Raw genomic sequence first — 16,518 nt, 5'->3', positions numbered from 1 at the left:
TGGCGAGCAAGAAACATCAGTCTTCCAGCACCCAGCTGTCCTTGGTGCCCCCCGCCTTGCGACGAATTGACCACAAGGCTGCCCTTCTTCAGCGCCACCCGGGTCAGCCCGCCCGGGGTGATCTCGATCCCCCGCGGCGAGACCAGCACGAACGGGCGCAGATCGACGTGGCGCGGAGCGAGGCCTGAGCGGGCGAAGGTCGGCACCGTCGATAGCGCCAGCGTCGGCTGGGCGATGTAGTTGTCGGGCTTGGCCTTGAGCTTGGCGCGGAACGCCTCGATCTCCTTGGCCGACGACGTCGGCCCGATCAGCATCCCGTAGCCACCCGAACCGTGGACTTCCTTGACCACCAGTTCGGCCAGGTGATCGAGCACGTAGGCGAGCAGATCCTTCTCTGCGCAGCGCCAGGTCTGAACGTTGTGAAGGATCGGCTTCTCGCCGGTGTAGAACTCGACGATCTCGGGCATGAAACTGTAGATCGCCTTGTCGTCGGCGATGCCCGTCCCCGGCGCGTTGGCCAGGGTGATTCCCCCGGCGCGGTAGATGTCCATGATCCCCGACGGGCCGAGCACCGACCTGTGGTTGAAGGTCAGCGGATCGAGCCACTCGTCATCGACCCGGCGATAGAGCACGTCGACCGGCTGGTAGCCTTGCGTGGTGCGCATCGCGATGCGTCCGCCCTCGACCCGCAGATCGCTGCCCTCGACCAGTTCGGCGCCCATCTGATCGGCGAGGAAGGCGTGCTCGAAGTAGGCCGAATTGTAGATGCCGGGGGTCAGGACCGCGACCACCGGGTTGTGCCCCGCGGCGGCCGCGGGCGCGCAGGCGGCCAGGCTGCGGGCAAGGCGGCGCGGGTAGTCCGAAACGTCGCGCACCCGCACGTGGGTGAAGAGTTCGGGGAACATCGCCATCATCGTCTCGCGGTTCTCGAGCATGTACGACACCCCGCTGGGAGTGCGGGCGTTGTCCTCGAGCACCATGAAATCGTCTTCGCCGGTGCGCACCAGGTCGATCCCGACGATGTGGGTATAGACCCCGCCCGGCGGGGTGAACCCCACCATCTGCGGCAGGAACGCCTCGTTCCCGCGCAGCAGCGGCTCGGGCAGGCGCCCGGCGCGGACGATCTCCTGGCGGTGGTACAGGTCGTGGAGGAACGCGTTGAGCGCGCGCACCCGCTGCTCGATCCCGCGTTCCAGCTTGCGCCACTGGCGCGCCGAAATGATCCTCGGGATCATGTCGAACGGGATCAGCCGCTCCTCGGCGTCGTCCTCGCCATAGACGTTGAAGGTGATGCCGGTACGGCGAAAGGTCCGTTCGGCCTCACCCGCCTTGCGCCGCAGGACCGCGCGATCCTGCTGTTCGAACCAGTTGCAGTATTCGGCATAGGCGGGGTGGATGCCGCCATCGGCATCGTGCATCTCGTCGTAAACCGACGGTCTGGTCAATGGCTGAGCCCCATCGCGCCATCACGGCCAAGCGACAGCCGCCTGTCAAGTCATTGCGTGCTGCAAATGCGAAAACAGCGGCCTTCCCTGTCGCGGGCTCCAGCTCAGCCGCCGGCGAAGCGGCTTAGCTGATCGGCGACCGTCTCCACCGCACGGGGGTGGCTGGCGAACCCGAGGTGGGTGCAGCGCACCGCGACCGCGGCATCGCGTTCGCCTGCCCGCCCGCGCGCCGCGCGGCGCCACGATCCCGTCGCGCGCGCTCCACAGGGCGATCGTCGGGACGGGCGGCTTGACCGCGTAGTCGCCCGGGACCGGAGGTTCGGCCACGTCGTGCCCGGTGATCCAGTGATAGGCACGCCAGGCGTTGTTTGCGTGAAGATCGCCCGAGAACGGGGTACCCATGGTCACCACCATGGCGACCGCGTGCGGCACCCGCTTGGCCGCTTCGCGCGCATAGAGCCCGCCCAGGCTCCACCCGACGAGCGCGACCGGCCGACCTTGCCGCGCCGCCGCCTCCTCGATCCGCGCGCAAAGGCGATCGAGCTGTTCGGGAGTGCCGCCCAGGTTCCAGCCCAGACCCCAGTCCTCGACCCAGTGGCCCGCCGCGCGCAAACCCCGGCGCATCCGATACATCCGCGCCGGGTGGGTGGCGAACCCGGGCAACAGCATGACCGGGAGCCCGGCGGCGGAGGCCGGTGTCATCGGCACCGGCGAGCGACGCCACGCCAACCACGATTCCAACCCGGAACGCAGCTCTCCGAACATCAGGCGTCGCGGCGGCGGCACGACACCGGCCGGCTGCGGACGCCGTGCGAGCGCCGAACGGCGAACCACCTCGGCGCGAAAGGCGGCCAATGCCGGCCATGCCGATAGCGAGAACGAGCGCCGACGGGGAAGTGCGAAAGTGGCCATCACCGACCAATAAGCACAACTCCGCCTAAAGTTTCACAAATCTGTCTCGCTTTCACATAACCGTCATTTTTCGGCCGGTCATTTCTTCGCCGGACCCGCCGGACAATCGCCGATCCGGGTCGTTTCCAGCTCCATCGCGATGTTTGCGTTGCCCATTGGCGACTTGTCGTTCCTCTGCTCGACGTTCACGTTGACCTTGCTGCCGGTGCGGCTGACCGTGCCGTTCATCGTCATCTTAGCCGATCCACCCTCGCCCGCCTTGCAAGTCATGATCGCGTCGATGGTGTTGGCCGAGGCGTCGAAGCGATCGTACTTGCAATCGCCCTGCGCGCCCTTCTTGAACATCTCGGCAAAGCCCTTCTCGGTGTCAGCCTTGCTCAGGCAGTATTCGAGGTTGGCGCCTTGGCCCTGCATCATCTTGCGGATCTGCGCGACCATTTCGGGCGGCGCGCCGGGCACCTCGAACTTGGTGATCTTGGTGGTCTGCTTGTACTGGCCCGGATCGGGCCGCTCGAGTTGCGCCGCCTCGGCCTTGGCCTGCTCCATCGACTTGGGGCCCTTGTCGGCCTTGTCGCAGGCGCCGAGCGCAAGAACGGCAAGCGCCAGGCTGGGCAGCGTGAACGAACGTATCATCAACATTTCTCCCTTCGCCGGGCATAGCGCGCAGCGTCCGTCGCGAAGCAGGCTAGAGTCTTTTCGGTTCGGTTGGAAGCGGCTACGCTGACGTCCGAGCGGGGCGATGGAGCGCACGATGACGACCGCCACCACTCTCGTCCGCCACGTAGCCCTGATCGCGACGACCGCCCTGGCCGGATGCGGCGGAGGCGGAAGCGCGCCACCTGCGCTGCCCGCCAACACCGCGCCCACCTTTACCTCGGCGGCGAGCGTCACCGTGCTCGAAAATACCGCCGGCGCGGTCTACACCGCCGCCGCCAGCGATGCGCAAAACGGTCCCCTGACGTTCGCCATCGCCGGCGGGGCCGACGCCGCCCAGTTCACCCTGTCGTCGGGCGGACAACTCGCGTTCCGTACCCCGCCCGATTTCGAGGCGCCGGCGGATTCCGACCGCGACAACGTCTACCGCCTCCAGCTCAGCGTCTCGGATGGCCGCGCCCAGACGACGCTCGACGTCGCGGTGACCGTGACCGACGCCGGGGGCGGCACCTTCCGGGTGCGGCGTGCGGGAACGGGCTTCGTCCAGCCGCTCTATCTGGCCGGCATTCCCGACAATTCGGGACGAGTGCTGGTGGTGGAGCAGGCCGGTCGCATCCGCATCCTCGATCCCGCAACCGGTGCGATCGCGGCAACCCCGTTCCTCGATATCCGCGGGACGATCAGCAGCGACGGCGAGCGCGGTCTGATCGGGCTGGCACTCGCGCCAGACTTCGCGAGCAGCGGGACATTCTTCGTCTATCTGACCAACCTGGCGGGCGACACCGAGGTCCGCCGCTACCGTACGTTTGCCGCCAACCGCGATCAGGCCGACCCGGCGACCGCAGATTTGATCCTGACCTTCGCCCAGCCCTTCGCCAACCACAATGGCGGATGGATCGAGTTCGGCCCCGACGGTTTCCTCTACATCGCCAGCGGAGACGGCGGCAGCGGCGGCGATCCGCAAAACAACGCGCAGAACACCGCCTCGCTGCTCGGCAAGATGCTGAGGATCGACGTCGCTTCGGACGCTTTCCCGGCCGATCCGGCGCGCGACTATGCCATCCCCGCTAGCAACCCATTCGCCACCAGCGGCGGCGCGCCCGAGGTCTACGCGTTTGGCTTGCGCAATCCGTTCCGCAACAGCTTCGATCCCGCCACCGGCAACCTCTATCTCGGCGATGTCGGCCAGGCCGCGATCGAGGAGATCGACCTGATTCCGCCCAACCGCCCGGGCCTCGACTTCGGCTGGGCGCGGCTCGAGGGCACGCGCACGTTCAACGGCACGCCGCCGCCAAATGCCGTTCCTCCGGTCGCCGAATACGCCCATGGCACGGGGCCCGTGCAGGGCGATTCGGTCACCGGGGGGTATGTCTATCGCGGCCCGGTCGAGAGCTTGCAGGGCCAATACATTTTCGGCGACTTCGTCCGCGGCCGTTTGTGGAGCATCCCCGCGACCAGCCTGGTGTTCGGGCAGACGTTCGCGGCCTCCAGCTTCACCCTGCGCAACGCCGATTTCACCCCCGACGCCGGGGCAATCGGCAACATCGCGAGCTTTGGCCAGGACCAACGGCGAAACCTCTACATCGTCGATTACGACGGCGAGATTTTCGTGATCGAGGGGGCCTAGCGCAAGGATTCTACTTTCCTACGGCCGCCGATTGCGCGCAGGGTCGCCGCCGCTCTTTCCCATCGTCGGCATTGGTGCATCGAGGCCCGCTTGGGCTGGCCGGACGAGCGCGCCGCCTCTCCAGCCAGCGCACCGCGAATGGTCACAACTCCGGTCTCGCCGGACAACGCGGTTCCCGGCAAAAAAGCCTCTGAAACAGGGGTTTATTGCGGAACAAATCCTGCAAAGGTCACAGAGTTTCGCACGCCGTTTGGCGTCCAGCGCCGTGGAAGATTGCGGAACCAACGCGGAACGCCCATATCGCCGGCATGGCCGAACTCGTCATTCGTCGCGGGCTGGAAGAGCCCGACACCAGCGCCGCTTTCGTTCCGCACAAGCCCGCCCGGCCGGACAAGGCCGACGGAGGGAAGCGGTTCAAGATCGTCTCCGAATACCAGCCCGCGGGCGACCAGCCGACCGCGATCGCGGACCTGATCGAAGGGATCAAGGCTGACGATCAGACCCAGGTGCTGCTCGGCGTGACCGGCAGCGGCAAGACTTTCACCATGGCCCAGGTGATCGAGGCGACCCAGCGCCCGGCGCTGATCCTAGCGCCCAACAAGATTCTCGCCGCGCAGCTCTATGGCGAGTTCAAGAGCTTCTTTCCCGACAACGCGGTCGAGTATTTCGTCAGCTACTACGACTATTACCAGCCCGAAGCCTACGTGCCCCGCAGCGACACTTACATCGAGAAGGAAAGCTCGGTGAACGAGGCGATCGATCGGATGCGCCATTCGGCCACTCGCGCGCTGCTCGAACGCGACGACGTCATCATCGTCGCTTCGGTCTCGTGCCTCTATGGCATCGGCTCGGTCGAGACCTATTCCGCGATGATCTTCGACCTGAAGAAAGGCGCGACGGTCGATCAGCGCGAGATCGTGAGGAAGCTCGTCGCGCTGCAATACAAACGCAACGACGCCGCGTTCCAGCGCGGCAATTTCCGTGTGCGCGGCGACAGCCTGGAGATTTTCCCCTCGCATTATGAGGACATGGCCTGGCGGATCAGCTTCTTTGGCGACGAGATCGAGGACATCGCCGAGTTCGACCCGCTGACCGGCAAGAAGGGCGCCAGCCTCAATTCGGTTCGGGTCTACGCCAACTCGCACTACGTAACCCCCGGCCCAACGCTCCAGCAGGCGGCGCAGGCGATCCGCTTCGAGTTGACCGAGCGGCTCAAGGAACTGGAGGCCGAGGGCAAATTGCTCGAGCACCAGCGGCTCGAGCAGCGCACCAACTTCGACCTCGAGATGATCGCTGCCACCGGAAGCTGCGCGGGGATCGAGAACTACAGCCGGTTCCTCACCGGCCGCCTGCCCGGCGAACCACCGCCGACGCTGTTCGAATACCTCCCGGAAAACGCGCTGCTGTTCGTCGACGAAAGCCACCAGACGGTGCCGCAGATCGGGGCGATGGCCAAGGGTGACCACCGCCGCAAGATCACCCTGGCCGAATACGGCTTTCGCCTGCCCAGCTGCATCGACAACCGTCCGCTGCGCTTCAACGAATGGGACGCGATGCGACCGCAGACCGTCGCGGTCTCGGCCACGCCGGGCGGTTGGGAGATGGAGCAATCGGGCGGTATCTTCGCCGAGCAGGTTATCCGCCCGACCGGGCTGATCGACCCGCCGGTGGAGATCAAGCCGGTCGAGGACCAGGTCCAGGACTGCATCGAGGAATGCCGCAAGACCGCCGCGATGGGCTTTCGCACGCTCGTCACCACGCTGACCAAGCGGATGGCCGAAGATCTTACCGAGTTCATGCACGAGGCCGGGCTGCGGGTGCGCTACATGCACTCGGACGTCGAAACGCTGGAACGCATCGAGCTGATCCGCGATCTGCGGCTGGGGGTCTATGATGTGCTGGTCGGCATCAACCTGCTGCGCGAAGGGCTCGACATCCCCGAATGCGGGCTGGTCTGCATCCTCGACGCCGACAAGGAAGGGTTCCTGCGCAGCGAAACCAGCCTGATCCAGACGATCGGCCGCGCCGCGCGCAATGTCGAGGGCCGCGTGATCCTCTACGCCGACCGGATGACCGGCAGCATGGAACGCGCCATCGCGGAGACAGATCGCCGCCGCCAGAAGCAGCACGAGTTCAACCTCGCCAATGGCATCACCCCGGCGACGATCAAGCGCGGTATCCAGGACATCGTCGCGCATACCGCGAGCCGCGACGGGGTGCTGGTCGAAATCGACGACCCCGAACGCAACAACCTCGTCGGCCACAACCTGCGCGGATACATCGAGGATCTGGAAAAGCGAATGCGCGCGGCGGCCGCCGACCTGGAGTTCGAGGAGGCAGGGCGATTGAGGGATGAAATCCGGCGCCTGGAAGCGGACGAACTCGGTTTGCCGAAGGCGCACGAGCAAGCGAAAGCGCCCAAGGTGGGGCGAAGCAACGAAGGCAAGCCGGGGACGCGAAAGGGGCGGTTCGGGAAGGCGAGCAAGATGAAATGGGGGAGGTGATCGCGCGAGCGTTGGCCTGTGCCGCCGTTCTGACGTCGCTCGCTCTTGCCGACTGCGGCAAGGGCAATGCGGGCAAGGATGAGCCGATCCGCGTTCCGTTGGCGACGGTGTCGGCTGCCGCCAAAGCGCCAGTGGCGACGGGTCCTGCCGGCTGGACCCATGCGCAGTCGGCCAGGGCGGCGTGGTTCGGTCCGGCCGACGCCCCGGCCCTGCTCGCGATCTCGTGCGAGGGGTGGGAGAAGCACGCCGCCCGGCTGTTGATCGTGCGGTTCGCGGCCGCCGACAAGGGAGCACAGGCGCTGTTCGCGATCCAGGGATCGAAAGGCATTTTGCGCTTACCGGTGAGCGCGGTGAAGATCGGCAAGCAGGGGGTATGTCTGGCGCGGCATTCTCGACGCCGCCGATCCGCGGGCCGAGGTGCTGCTCGGCGCAGGGCTCAAGGCCACCGTGCCGGGGGGCGGCGAACTGATTCTCCCGCCGATGGGCGTGGCGGGGGCGGTGGTGAGCGAATGCGTTTCCGCCGCGGCTCAGACCTTGCCGAACCGTGCTTCGAACCCCGCCACATCGCCCGCGGCCAGATAGCCCGCCTGCTCGACCCAGTTGTCGCGCGCGATGCGGCCCTGGAAGGCGCCCAATTGGGGATCGATCCGGGCGATGTCCGCCTCGCCCCATGCCGCGATCTGGTCGAACCGGGTGACGCCCAGGCTGCGCAGCAGCGTGGCGATCTTGGGTCCGAGTCCCTTGATCCGGGTCAGGTCGTCGCCATCGCCGGCCGCTTCAGCGGAAGTCACCGCCGCGGCGACCACTTCGGCCACCCCGCCCAAGAGCTCGGCTGCAGGTGGCGATACGACCACGGGCGGCGCATCGACCAGCAACGTGTTGCGCGCGGCGGGGGCGGATCCGGGGTGAGAACGTCGGCCGTATCGGCGCGCACCCGCTCTGGCTTGCGCCGCAGCAGCCGCCACGCGACCAGCAGCACCAACGCGAGTATCGCGCCGAGGATCAACGCTTCGCTCGAACTCAACTGAGGCATCGTTCTGTCCGCCACCTGTAATTGTCACCGGCCTTCAAGCAACAACCTCCGCTCATGTCGAGCGAAGTCGAGACGTCTGCGCGCCATGGATCGACTTCGCTCGACACGAGCGGGTTCTGGTTCAAAACGCCGTTCGCCGGTCAGCGCACCGCGACATCGTTGCCGCGGGTATCCAGCGATCCGGCGATGCCGACCAGCTTGGCGAACTCCTGCCGGTAATAGTCGCGCTGACCATCGGCGAGCGCGGCGATTCCGGCATAGGTCAGGTTGCCCAGCAGCGGATCGCCGCGCAGCTTCTGCCCGAACGCGGCGACTGCGGTGGCGAAGGCCATGTCGCCCCGCGGAGCTCCGGCGCTGGCCAACAGAGCCGCCGGAACCGCGCGTTCGATCAGCTTCGAGGTGGTGTCGTCAGGCAACTTGTAGCGCAGCTTGACGAAGGCCAGTTCGCGCGGTTTCGCTTCAAATCTATTTCCCGGATCAGAATAGCGATGCGGGTCGAGCCAGCCTTGGGCGCCGCGTGGCACGATCTCGTAGATCGCGGTCACCTGGTGCCCGGCACCAATGTCGCCCGCATCGACCTTGTCGTTGTTGAAATCCTCCTCGCGGAGCTCGCGGTTTTTCGTACCCGAGCAGGCGGTATTGCGCGACGGCGGCCGGATTGAACTCGACCTGGATTTTCACGTCCTTGGCGATCGTGAACAACGTCGAGCTCATCTGCTCGGCCAGCACTTTGCGCGCCTCGAGCGCACTATCGATATAGGCGTAGTTGCCGTTGCCGTGGTCGGCGACCTGCTCCATCATCGCCTCGTTGTAGTTGCCCTGCCCGAAGCCGAGCGTGGTCAGGGTGACGCCCGCATCGCGCTCCTTCTCCACCATCGCGATCAGCGCCTTGCTGTCGCTGACCCCGACGTTGAAGTCGCCGTCAGTGGCAAGGAGGATGCGGTTGACTCCGCCTTTGATGAAGTTGTCGCGCGCCACCTGGTAGGCGAGCTGAAGCCCGGCCCCGCCAGCGGTCGATCCGCCCGCCGAGAGCCGGTCGAGCGCGGAAACGATCTCGCGCTTGTCACCGGTCGCCGGGAGCACCAGTCCGGCCGCCCCCGCGTAAACGACGATCGAGACCTTGTCTTGCGGACCGATCTGGTCGGCAAGCCCAGCCAGCGCGGTCTTGACCAGCGGCAACTTCTCGGGCTCGCCCATCGATCCCGAGACATCGACCAGGAACACGAGGTTGGCGGGCGGACGCGCACTGCGCGGCAGGTCATACCCGCGAAGGCCGATGCGCAGCAGCCGGGTGGCCGGGTTCCACGGCGTTGCAGCGACATCGGTGGTCACGCTGAACGGCGTCTCGCGCGTGGCGGGCAGCGGATAATCGTAGCGGAAGTAGTTGACCAGTTCCTCAGTGCGCACCGCGTCCGCCGGGGGCAGCTGACCCTGGCTGAGGAAGCGGCGGCTGTTGGCGTAGGCGCCGGTATCGACATCGACGGAGAAAGTCGAAACCGGATCGGAAGCGGCGAGATGGACCGGCGACACCGTCCTGCCGTCATAGCGCTCTCGGCCAGGGTTGGCCGGAACGACGACCGAGGGAACATAGGCGGGAGTGGGCAGGGCCAGCTTGCTGCCGCGCTCGGCGCGGAAATCGCGCGCGACTTTCTGCGCGGTGACTGTAACCGGGGCGGATTGCAGGTTCGGCTGGACCTGCGCCTGCCCGGAGACGACCATGTTCGCACTCGCATCGGCGGCGTAGACTGGCGGAGGGAGGTGCCGGCGATGGGAGCGGCGGCAGTGGCTCGTTGCCGGCCACCTCGCCCTCGCCCGCCTTGTCTCCGGTCATGACGATCCCTGTCGTTGTTCGACGATCGCGTGGCGCAGCTCGCCAGGATAACGGCAAGCAGGGTGGTGGATACGATTGGCGCGATTCGCATCGGTCTGTCCCTTCCCGAACGTGACGAACGGGAAGACACGGTTTTGCCCGTGAATGCCGACTGAATGGTGCTCAGCCGCGACGAACCGTTGCGCGGTTCAGCCCTTAGCGCGCTTGAACAGCACCCGGTCCTCGGGACCGAAGCCGCGCCGCCAGATCACCACGCCATAGGCCAACAGGATCGCGGGGATGCCGAAAATGAGCTCGGCCCACTCGGGCAGGCGCGTAACGACCCAACCGACCAGCACCGCCGGGACCGTCGCCCAGATCAGCGCCCAGCGCCAGTTGGTGATCGAGTGTTGGAGAATGCCGCGCAACAACAAGGCCTTGGCGACCGACGAGAACGCCAGCGCGACGAACAACGCACCTGCGGCCGCGGCGGCCTTGTACAACGGGGGCAGCGACCAAAGTTCGGCGGCGTCGATCAGCAGCACGGTCAGGCCCGCCTGGATCACGATGGCTATGATCGAGATTGCCAGATTGCGGACGGGCGCGACATAGATCAGCGCGGCTTCGGCAACCACCGCGGTGGCTGCGGCCACTTCGCGAGCGAGCAGGTTGAGCGCGCCGGTCCCGCCGACGAAATCCCGACCGACGAGGCCCATCACGCCCACGCCGGGGATTCCCAAGGCCAGGGCGATTCCCGCCTGCGCGGCGGTGATCCAGAAACCTACCTGGCAAACCTGCTTTGCGATGGCCCCGTAATCCTTGGTCTTCAGGCTGCTGGTGATCACCGGCCCCAGGATCGGCTCGAAACTCGTCTTGAGCTTCTGCGGCAGGCTGGCGACCTGCTGCGCGGCCCAATAGACCCCGACGATCGACGGGTTGGTCAGCATGCCGAGCAACAGGATGTCGATCTTGCGGGTTCCGGATTCGACCAGATCGGCCCCGGCGATCGGCAAGTTGAGCAGCGCCTGGCGGCCGAGGATAAGCGGATGCGGCTGCCAGTCGCGGGGCATGCCATAGCTTTTGACCAGCGCGACCATCGCCACCAGCATCGCCGCGGTGATCGACAGGAAATAGGCCGCGACCATCCCGGTTTGCGGGATCACAAACCACAAGGTCCCCGCCGCGATCGACAGCACCCACGGCTCGACCAACGAACGCGCGCGCGGACGGTAGTGGCGATGTCATAGCGGAACGCCAGCGCGGCCAGCGCAATGTCGCCGGCCGCGATCGGGAAGATCACCAGCGGCAGCAGCCGCTCGATCGGATCGACCGTACCGCTGGGAAACAGCACCACCGGAAAGGCGTAAAGCAGCGCGGCCAGTGCAAGTGAGACGCCCAGGCTCACGAACAGTCCGTCAGCGACGATGCAGGCGGCCGCGCGATCGTCCTTCTGAAGCAGCTGGGCCAACCCACGTTTCGGCCAAGGGTGGCGATCTGCGCGGCGATTTCCACTGCGACGACCGCTGATGCAAAACGGCCGAGGTTTTCCTTGCCGTAGAGCCGCCCGGCGATGAACAGGAACGGCAGGGCGCGCCGCCAGGCGCAACAGGAAGCCGAGGGAAGTTCGTGTGCGCCCACCCTTGGCCAGCGCGGCGATGTCGGTGGAACCGGGGACAGGCGGACCGGAAGCTGAGGCGTCTCGACCAGCTCAATCGCCCCGTTCGGCGCGCAACGGACGGGCGAGCAGGCGGGCCACGACCTCGCGCGCGCGGGTGCTTCACCCAGCGAGCGCGCAGACCCCGGACGATCGGCATGTCGATCCCCCGATCGATCGGCGGGATTCCGGCGAGCACCGGCGCGGTGCGCGCCCTCGGCCACCGTGCTGCGGTTGGCCAGGACGTCGGCCGTCGCCGCGCCCCTCGCCCAGCGCCTTGCCCAGCGAAAGTTATAGCGGCTCGCGGTCGACGAGCAGGTCAGAACCAGATCGCCCAGCCCGCTCAACCCCGAAAGGCGTCTCCGCCCGCGCCCCCAAAACCAGCCCGAAACGCAGCATTTCGGCAAAGCCGCGGCTGATCAGGCGCCGCGCGCGCGTTCTGGCCGAGCTGGAGCCCGTCCCACCCCGCAGGCGATCGCCAGCACGTTCTTGACCGCGCCGCCGATCTCCGCGCCGCGTGACGTCATCGGAATAGGAGCGAACGAGGGCCGGGCCATGGCGACCGACAGCCGCCCCCCCACTGCTCCTCGCCTCCCGCACAGGCCAGCGTCACCGCAGTCGGTAGCCCGGCGGCGACTTCGTGCGCGAAAGTCGGGCCGGAGAGCACTGCCAGGCGGCAATCGGGCGCGGCGTCGTGCGCAACCCGGGCCATCAGGCGTCCGCTGCCCGCTTCCGATCCTCGAGCACAGCACCAGGTCGCATTCTCCCCCGTGCGCGGCAGCTCGGGCGGAGGATGCGGCCGAGATGTTGCGCGGGGGTCACCAACAGAACGGTCGGGTCGTATCGGCGAGGTCGCCCAGATTGCCCGTCGCGACGCCCGATGCTTCGCGACAGGCTCGCGCTTGGCAGGAACACGGGGATTGCCATTGCTCGGCCCTTCAGCCGCGCGACCACCCCTCCAGGCTCCCAGAGCAGCATCGGTGCCTATGTCTTGTGCGCGGAGCCTGGCCAGCGCCGTGCCCCCCGCTCCCCCTCCGACGACCCCCAGGGCCGCACTCATGCCTTGACCCCTGCGCCGCGCACCGCCTCGGCGGTCGGGTCGAGCGGCCAGCGCGGGCGAGCCATGGCGTCGAGCGGATCGGCGTATCCCGCTGCCACCGCGCCGCCGCCCCCCAGCCCCAGGCGATCATCGCCGCGTTGTGCGGTGCACAAGGCGGTGCGGCGGTGCATCGAATCGCAGGCCGTGCATTCCGCCGCGAGCGCCGACGCGGCGCGATGGCAGCATTGGCGGCGACCCCGCCGGCGACGACCAGCGCGCTCATCCCGGAAAGGCCGCCCAGCGCGATGCGCGTGCGATCCACCACGCAATCGATTGCGGCCTGCTGGAACGAGGCGGCGACGTCGGCGGGGTCCCTCCACCGCCCTGCACGATCCGCGCCACAGCGCTCTTGAGCCCGGCGAACGAGAAGTTGCCGTCGCCCGAGCCCCACGGTGGCCGGGGGAAATCTGATCGCGCGAGGTTCCCTTGCCTCGCCAGCTTCTCCACCGCTCGGCGGCCCGCCGGGATGCCAAGGCCCAGCAGCTTGGCGGTCTTGTCGAACGCTTCTCCCAGGGCATCGTCGATCGTGGTCGCCAACCTGCGATTAGTCTCCCACCCACGGACCTCGAGCACCCTGGCAATGCCGCCGCCAACAGCAGACAATAGGGATGGGCGAGCGCCGGGATCGGCCAGCCGCGGCGACAGGGCGTGTGTCCCGAGATGGTTGACCAGGAGCAGCGGCTTTTGTCCAGCCATTGCCAGCGCCTTGGCCGCACCGTAGCCGACCATCACCCCGCCGATCAGCCCCGGCCCTGCGGTCGCCGCGGCGATGGCGTGGCGTCCATGTCGGACAGGTCAGCCCCACTCGGCCAGCGTCGCCGCGATCAACGGAGCGAGCTTCTCGACATGCGCCCCGCGCTGCGACTTCGGGAACCACCCCGCCAGAGCGGTGCCCTCGTCCTGCGAGGCAATGTGCTGGGCAAGGATTGCGGTGTTCAAGCGTCGGCGCGGACGTAACGACGATCGCCGCCGCAGTCTCGTCGCAGCTCGACTTATCCCAGGATCAGCGCCGTTGCGCGCGCCCTCAGAACGGAAATGGCCATTAGCACAACCCGCGCATGCCATCTTCGTCCGACCGCCCGCTCCGCCTCGGCACCCGCCTCGCTCGCCTCCCTCGCTCAGGCGGAGGAAACCCCGGGCGGCACAGGGTGTGCCGCCCCTCTGGCCCAGGGAGCAGTACGAGCTGGTAACGGTGATCGCCAGCGGCGACCGGGTGCAGGATCGCCCTCGTCGGAGATCGGCGGCGGCGCTGTGGACCAAGGAACTCGACGCGCGCGCAGCCGACGAGCGCCGGATCGATGCCCCGTGCATTCGATGAAAGGACGTCGAGACCGTGCGTCCCCGCTTTCGCTTACGATCGCCGCGATCCTGCCGCGCGAGGACGTGCGACGTGCTCGGTCGGCTGCCTCGATCGCCGCGGTCCCGGCCGGTGCGCGGGTCGGCACCAGCGCCCCGCGCCGCGCCGCCTCAGATGCTCCATGCCCGGCCCGACGTGACGGTCCTGACCTTCCGCGGCAACGTCTCGCCACGCGGATCGCCAAGCTGGCCCGCGGGCGAGGCCGACGTCACCCTGCTCGCCGCCGCGGGGCTGGCGCGGCTTCGGGCGAGAGGCGAGGTCGGCACGGCAGTGCGACGACTGGATGCCGCCCCGCGCGGCGCGCGATTTAGATTGAATGCCGCGCCATCCTTGGAAAAGCACAGGATGACCGGGATTTACGGTTACAGGTACGCTTGGCGCTGAACGCGATCGATCATCCCCGAGCCGCGCCGAAGTGGCGTAGCCGGAAGCGCGCGCTGCTCGCCGCTTTGGGCGGCAATTGCCACAGCCGGTGGCGGTGCTGTGCCGCCGGCGACGACAGGATCGACATGCGCGCCGCGCTGTTCAACGAGACAGCTGGCGCGGATCGCGACGATCCGGTACCGGTTTATGGCGGATGCGGACGGTCCGGCGCGGCTAGCCCGCAGATGCTGTCCGCGCTTCCGGTTGGGATCAACGCGCCTGTTCGCGGGACCGGGAGGGTGAAGCTGTTCTGCTGGTCTTTCGCCCGGAGCCTGGCAACGCCGCAACGTTGGCCGCGGCAAGGCCTTGGCGCTTCCGCTTATGGCGAACCACCGGATCGTTCCCAGGGCATGGGAAGGTCCGGCGGCAACCAGCTTCGATGCGCTGTTGATCAACAGCCAATGTTTGGCTTACGGCGGGTAAACTTGGCGCATATGCCTGCCGGCCTACGTCGTGGGCGAAGCGACTGCCGATGCCACGCCATGGCGGTTTCAGGTCAAGGCAATCGGCAGCGGCGGGTTGAGATCTGACCGCCCAGCTCGCACGCGATGGACGCCGCCGCGTTCTCCGCCTCGCCGGGCGAGCATATCCCCCTATCTTCCAGAGCCAGGCACGGTCATTCGAGACAGTGGTCGTGTACCAAGCCGAGCCGCTTGCGCTGAGCGGGGCTGGCGCCAGGTTGCTGGGCGAGGCGCTGTGGTTCTGCTCCACTCCGCTGCCGCAGCCCGCCATTTCGCTTCCGAGTGCAGGCGTTTGCGGATCGCGTGCGACAACATCGATCTCGCCTGCCTCGGCCCACAGATCCCTTAGACGGCAGGTTCAGGTGGGCGTCCGTCGCAGGCGCGGCACGGCCGGACGACGGCACTGCCTGGCCTTGGCCGCACGGATGTGTCCAGACTGCGCGCTTCGGGGGAAACGGACGCAAAAAACGGAATGCTGGATGATTATCTGAACCAGCCGTCGCGCGCTGCGGCGCCCAGGCCGGACGAGCGGATTGCTCATGCTAGCGCTGATTTGCGCGGTCGCGCTGGGCGGTGCAGCGGGCGGCCTTTGGGCGGCGAGCCGCCTGGGCTGGATCAGATTCAACCTCCGCAAACCGGCTACCGGCGCGACGGTTACGCGCCGTTCGCCTCCCAACGCCCCCCCCGCCGAGCGCGGCGGATCTTGAATCCCGCGCAAACTGCGCTGGGCGTGCGGATGGCCGAGCTCGGGCCCAGCGCATGACCGCTCAACCTCGAGCCGAAGCTGCATCCCGGGCAATGCCGCGCGTGCCGAAAGACTCCCTGATTGCCGCCGCAGCCAGCAGACGCAGTCCGAGCGAGCACCGTTGGGACGTTCTCCAGACCAGCTCAAATTGCGCTTCGGCAGCACTTATTAACGCGGTCACCACCCTGGTCCGAGGTATCGCGCGCTGGCGCGGTGACGGCGGTACTTGCCAGGCGGGGACTGGCGGCGTTGGAGCCACGCTGGTCGCGCCGCCACGCGACGATCAACGTGGTTTTTGCGGGTCCCGGACGAGGACTGGCGAGCCTGTTCGTGATCCGCCGCGCCAGCGTGCCCTCCCCCGCCCGCGCCCGAGCGGCGCCTATGGGCGCGCGCCGGACCCTGCAAACCGGGCGCGCCGAAGCCGCGATCGAGCGAAGTCCGGCGGATGCCGGGCCGCGCGACGCCGCGGGCAACCCTGGCTGGCGCTTGCCGAGCGCGTCCGCGCCCAGCGCGCGCTGGATCCTGATCGAAACCGCCGCGATCTCAGCGACCGCGCGACCTCAACGACGGCAGCGGCGGTGACCTGGCTGACCGCGCCAACGCTTAGATTAAAATCAACGCCATCGGTGCGCATCTTGCCGGCGTACCGCAGAAAAACGCCACCGCGGCCAGGATCACCATCGGATCGGACTAGCCACCAGTCCGCAGAATATTGCCAGGCAGAAGCTGACGAGCCGCGACGAAAGATACGGCGAGGCAGCGGCGTGGCGCGGAAGCGGACCAGTAAAGCCGCC

Annotated in this window: 13 protein-coding genes and 6 pseudogenes; 7 read left to right on the top strand and 12 right to left on the bottom strand. The window is 67.5% G+C overall.

The window, feature by feature from the left end:
* Positions 1-16: 16 nt before the first annotated feature.
* The 3 genes and pseudogenes from GKE62_RS00070 to GKE62_RS00060 form a co-directional block, all read right to left on the bottom strand.
* A pseudogene (locus GKE62_RS00070) lies at positions 17-1,418 on the bottom strand (circularly permuted type 2 ATP-grasp protein).
* A gap of 72 nt (positions 1,419-1,490) precedes the next feature.
* Positions 1,491-2,147, bottom strand: coding sequence for an esterase/lipase family protein (locus tag GKE62_RS00065; protein WP_370516033.1), 657 nt, complete (start codon positions 2,145-2,147; stop codon positions 1,491-1,493).
* Positions 2,148-2,435: 288 nt separating this feature from the next.
* Positions 2,436-2,990: a DUF3617 domain-containing protein gene (locus tag GKE62_RS00060; RefSeq protein WP_195908525.1), complete on the bottom strand. Its 555-nt coding sequence runs from the start codon at positions 2,988-2,990 to the stop codon at positions 2,436-2,438.
* A 118-nt stretch (positions 2,991-3,108) separates the two neighbouring features.
* On the opposite strand from GKE62_RS00060, the gene GKE62_RS00055 reads away from it, so the two are divergent.
* Together GKE62_RS00055 and uvrB are read left to right on the top strand one after the other, a co-directional pair.
* Complete coding sequence (locus tag GKE62_RS00055) at positions 3,109-4,638, top strand: sorbosone dehydrogenase family protein (protein WP_195908531.1); 1,530 nt, start codon at positions 3,109-3,111, stop codon at positions 4,636-4,638.
* 308 nt (positions 4,639-4,946) lie between these two features.
* Positions 4,947-7,142 carry an excinuclease ABC subunit UvrB gene (gene uvrB / locus GKE62_RS00050; RefSeq protein ID WP_154690472.1) on the top strand — a complete coding sequence of 732 codons (2,196 nt, stop codon included), beginning with the start codon at positions 4,947-4,949 and terminating at the stop codon, positions 7,140-7,142.
* 527 nt (positions 7,143-7,669) lie between these two features.
* Here the strand turns inward: uvrB and GKE62_RS00045 are convergent.
* The 3 genes and pseudogenes from GKE62_RS00045 to GKE62_RS00040 form a co-directional block, all read right to left on the bottom strand.
* A complete protein-coding gene (locus GKE62_RS00045) occupies positions 7,670-8,017 on the bottom strand; it encodes a hypothetical protein (protein WP_230206824.1) in 348 nt (115 codons plus the stop codon).
* A gap of 298 nt (positions 8,018-8,315) precedes the next feature.
* On the bottom strand, positions 8,316-8,834 hold the full coding sequence (locus tag GKE62_RS19345; protein ID WP_255453619.1) for a YfbK domain-containing protein: 519 nt from the start codon (positions 8,832-8,834) through the stop codon (positions 8,316-8,318).
* Positions 8,835-8,838: 4 nt separating this feature from the next.
* Positions 8,839-9,894, bottom strand: a pseudogene (locus GKE62_RS00040) (von Willebrand factor type A domain-containing protein); the annotation flags it as partial.
* Between the two features lie 126 nt (positions 9,895-10,020).
* Between GKE62_RS00040 and GKE62_RS00035 the strand changes: the two are divergent.
* Positions 10,021-10,161: a hypothetical protein gene (locus GKE62_RS00035; RefSeq protein ID WP_154690471.1), complete on the top strand. Its 141-nt coding sequence runs from the start codon at positions 10,021-10,023 to the stop codon at positions 10,159-10,161.
* A gap of 33 nt (positions 10,162-10,194) precedes the next feature.
* Here the strand turns inward: GKE62_RS00035 and GKE62_RS00030 are convergent.
* The 6 genes and pseudogenes from GKE62_RS00030 to GKE62_RS19535 form a co-directional block, all read right to left on the bottom strand.
* Positions 10,195-11,642: pseudogene (locus GKE62_RS00030) on the bottom strand (lipopolysaccharide biosynthesis protein).
* 251 nt (positions 11,643-11,893) lie between these two features.
* Positions 11,894-11,986: pseudogene (locus GKE62_RS19555) on the bottom strand (hypothetical protein); the annotation flags it as partial.
* Between the two features lie 176 nt (positions 11,987-12,162).
* Positions 12,163-12,351 (bottom strand): hypothetical protein, encoded by a 189-nt coding sequence (locus GKE62_RS19550; protein ID WP_370516032.1) that lies wholly within the window; start codon positions 12,349-12,351, stop codon positions 12,163-12,165.
* A gap of 344 nt (positions 12,352-12,695) precedes the next feature.
* On the bottom strand, positions 12,696-12,869 hold the full coding sequence (locus tag GKE62_RS19545) for a hypothetical protein (protein WP_370516121.1): 174 nt from the start codon (positions 12,867-12,869) through the stop codon (positions 12,696-12,698).
* Between the two features lie 8 nt (positions 12,870-12,877).
* Positions 12,878-13,467, bottom strand: a pseudogene (locus tag GKE62_RS19540) (tRNA (adenosine(37)-N6)-threonylcarbamoyltransferase complex transferase subunit TsaD); the annotation flags it as partial.
* Between the two features lie 66 nt (positions 13,468-13,533).
* On the bottom strand, positions 13,534-13,677 hold the full coding sequence (locus tag GKE62_RS19535; RefSeq protein WP_370516031.1) for a hypothetical protein: 144 nt from the start codon (positions 13,675-13,677) through the stop codon (positions 13,534-13,536).
* A gap of 211 nt (positions 13,678-13,888) precedes the next feature.
* Between GKE62_RS19535 and GKE62_RS00015 the strand changes: the two genes are divergently transcribed.
* The 4 genes and pseudogenes from GKE62_RS00015 to GKE62_RS00005 all read left to right on the top strand — a co-directional run bounded on the left by GKE62_RS00015 (position 13,889) and on the right by GKE62_RS00005 (position 16,306).
* Positions 13,889-14,056 (top strand): hypothetical protein, encoded by a 168-nt coding sequence (locus GKE62_RS00015; RefSeq protein WP_154690470.1) that lies wholly within the window; start codon positions 13,889-13,891, stop codon positions 14,054-14,056.
* Positions 14,053-14,226: pseudogene (locus tag GKE62_RS19530) on the top strand (hypothetical protein); the annotation flags it as partial. The gene GKE62_RS00015 and the pseudogene GKE62_RS19530, both read left to right, overlap by 4 nt.
* Entirely contained in the window at positions 14,210-14,479 is a 270-nt protein-coding gene (locus GKE62_RS00010) for a hypothetical protein (protein ID WP_370516118.1), read from the top strand. The pseudogene GKE62_RS19530 and the gene GKE62_RS00010, both read left to right, overlap by 17 nt.
* Positions 14,480-15,937: 1,458 nt before the next feature.
* Entirely contained in the window at positions 15,938-16,306 is a 369-nt protein-coding gene (locus GKE62_RS00005; protein ID WP_154690468.1) for a hypothetical protein, read from the top strand.
* Positions 16,307-16,518 lie beyond the last annotated feature (212 nt).

This window comes from Novosphingobium sp. Gsoil 351, assembly GCF_009707465.1.
In the GTDB taxonomy this organism is placed as follows: Bacteria; Pseudomonadota; Alphaproteobacteria; order Sphingomonadales; family Sphingomonadaceae; genus Novosphingobium.
This window is presented reverse-complemented; position numbering and strand designations above follow the sequence as displayed.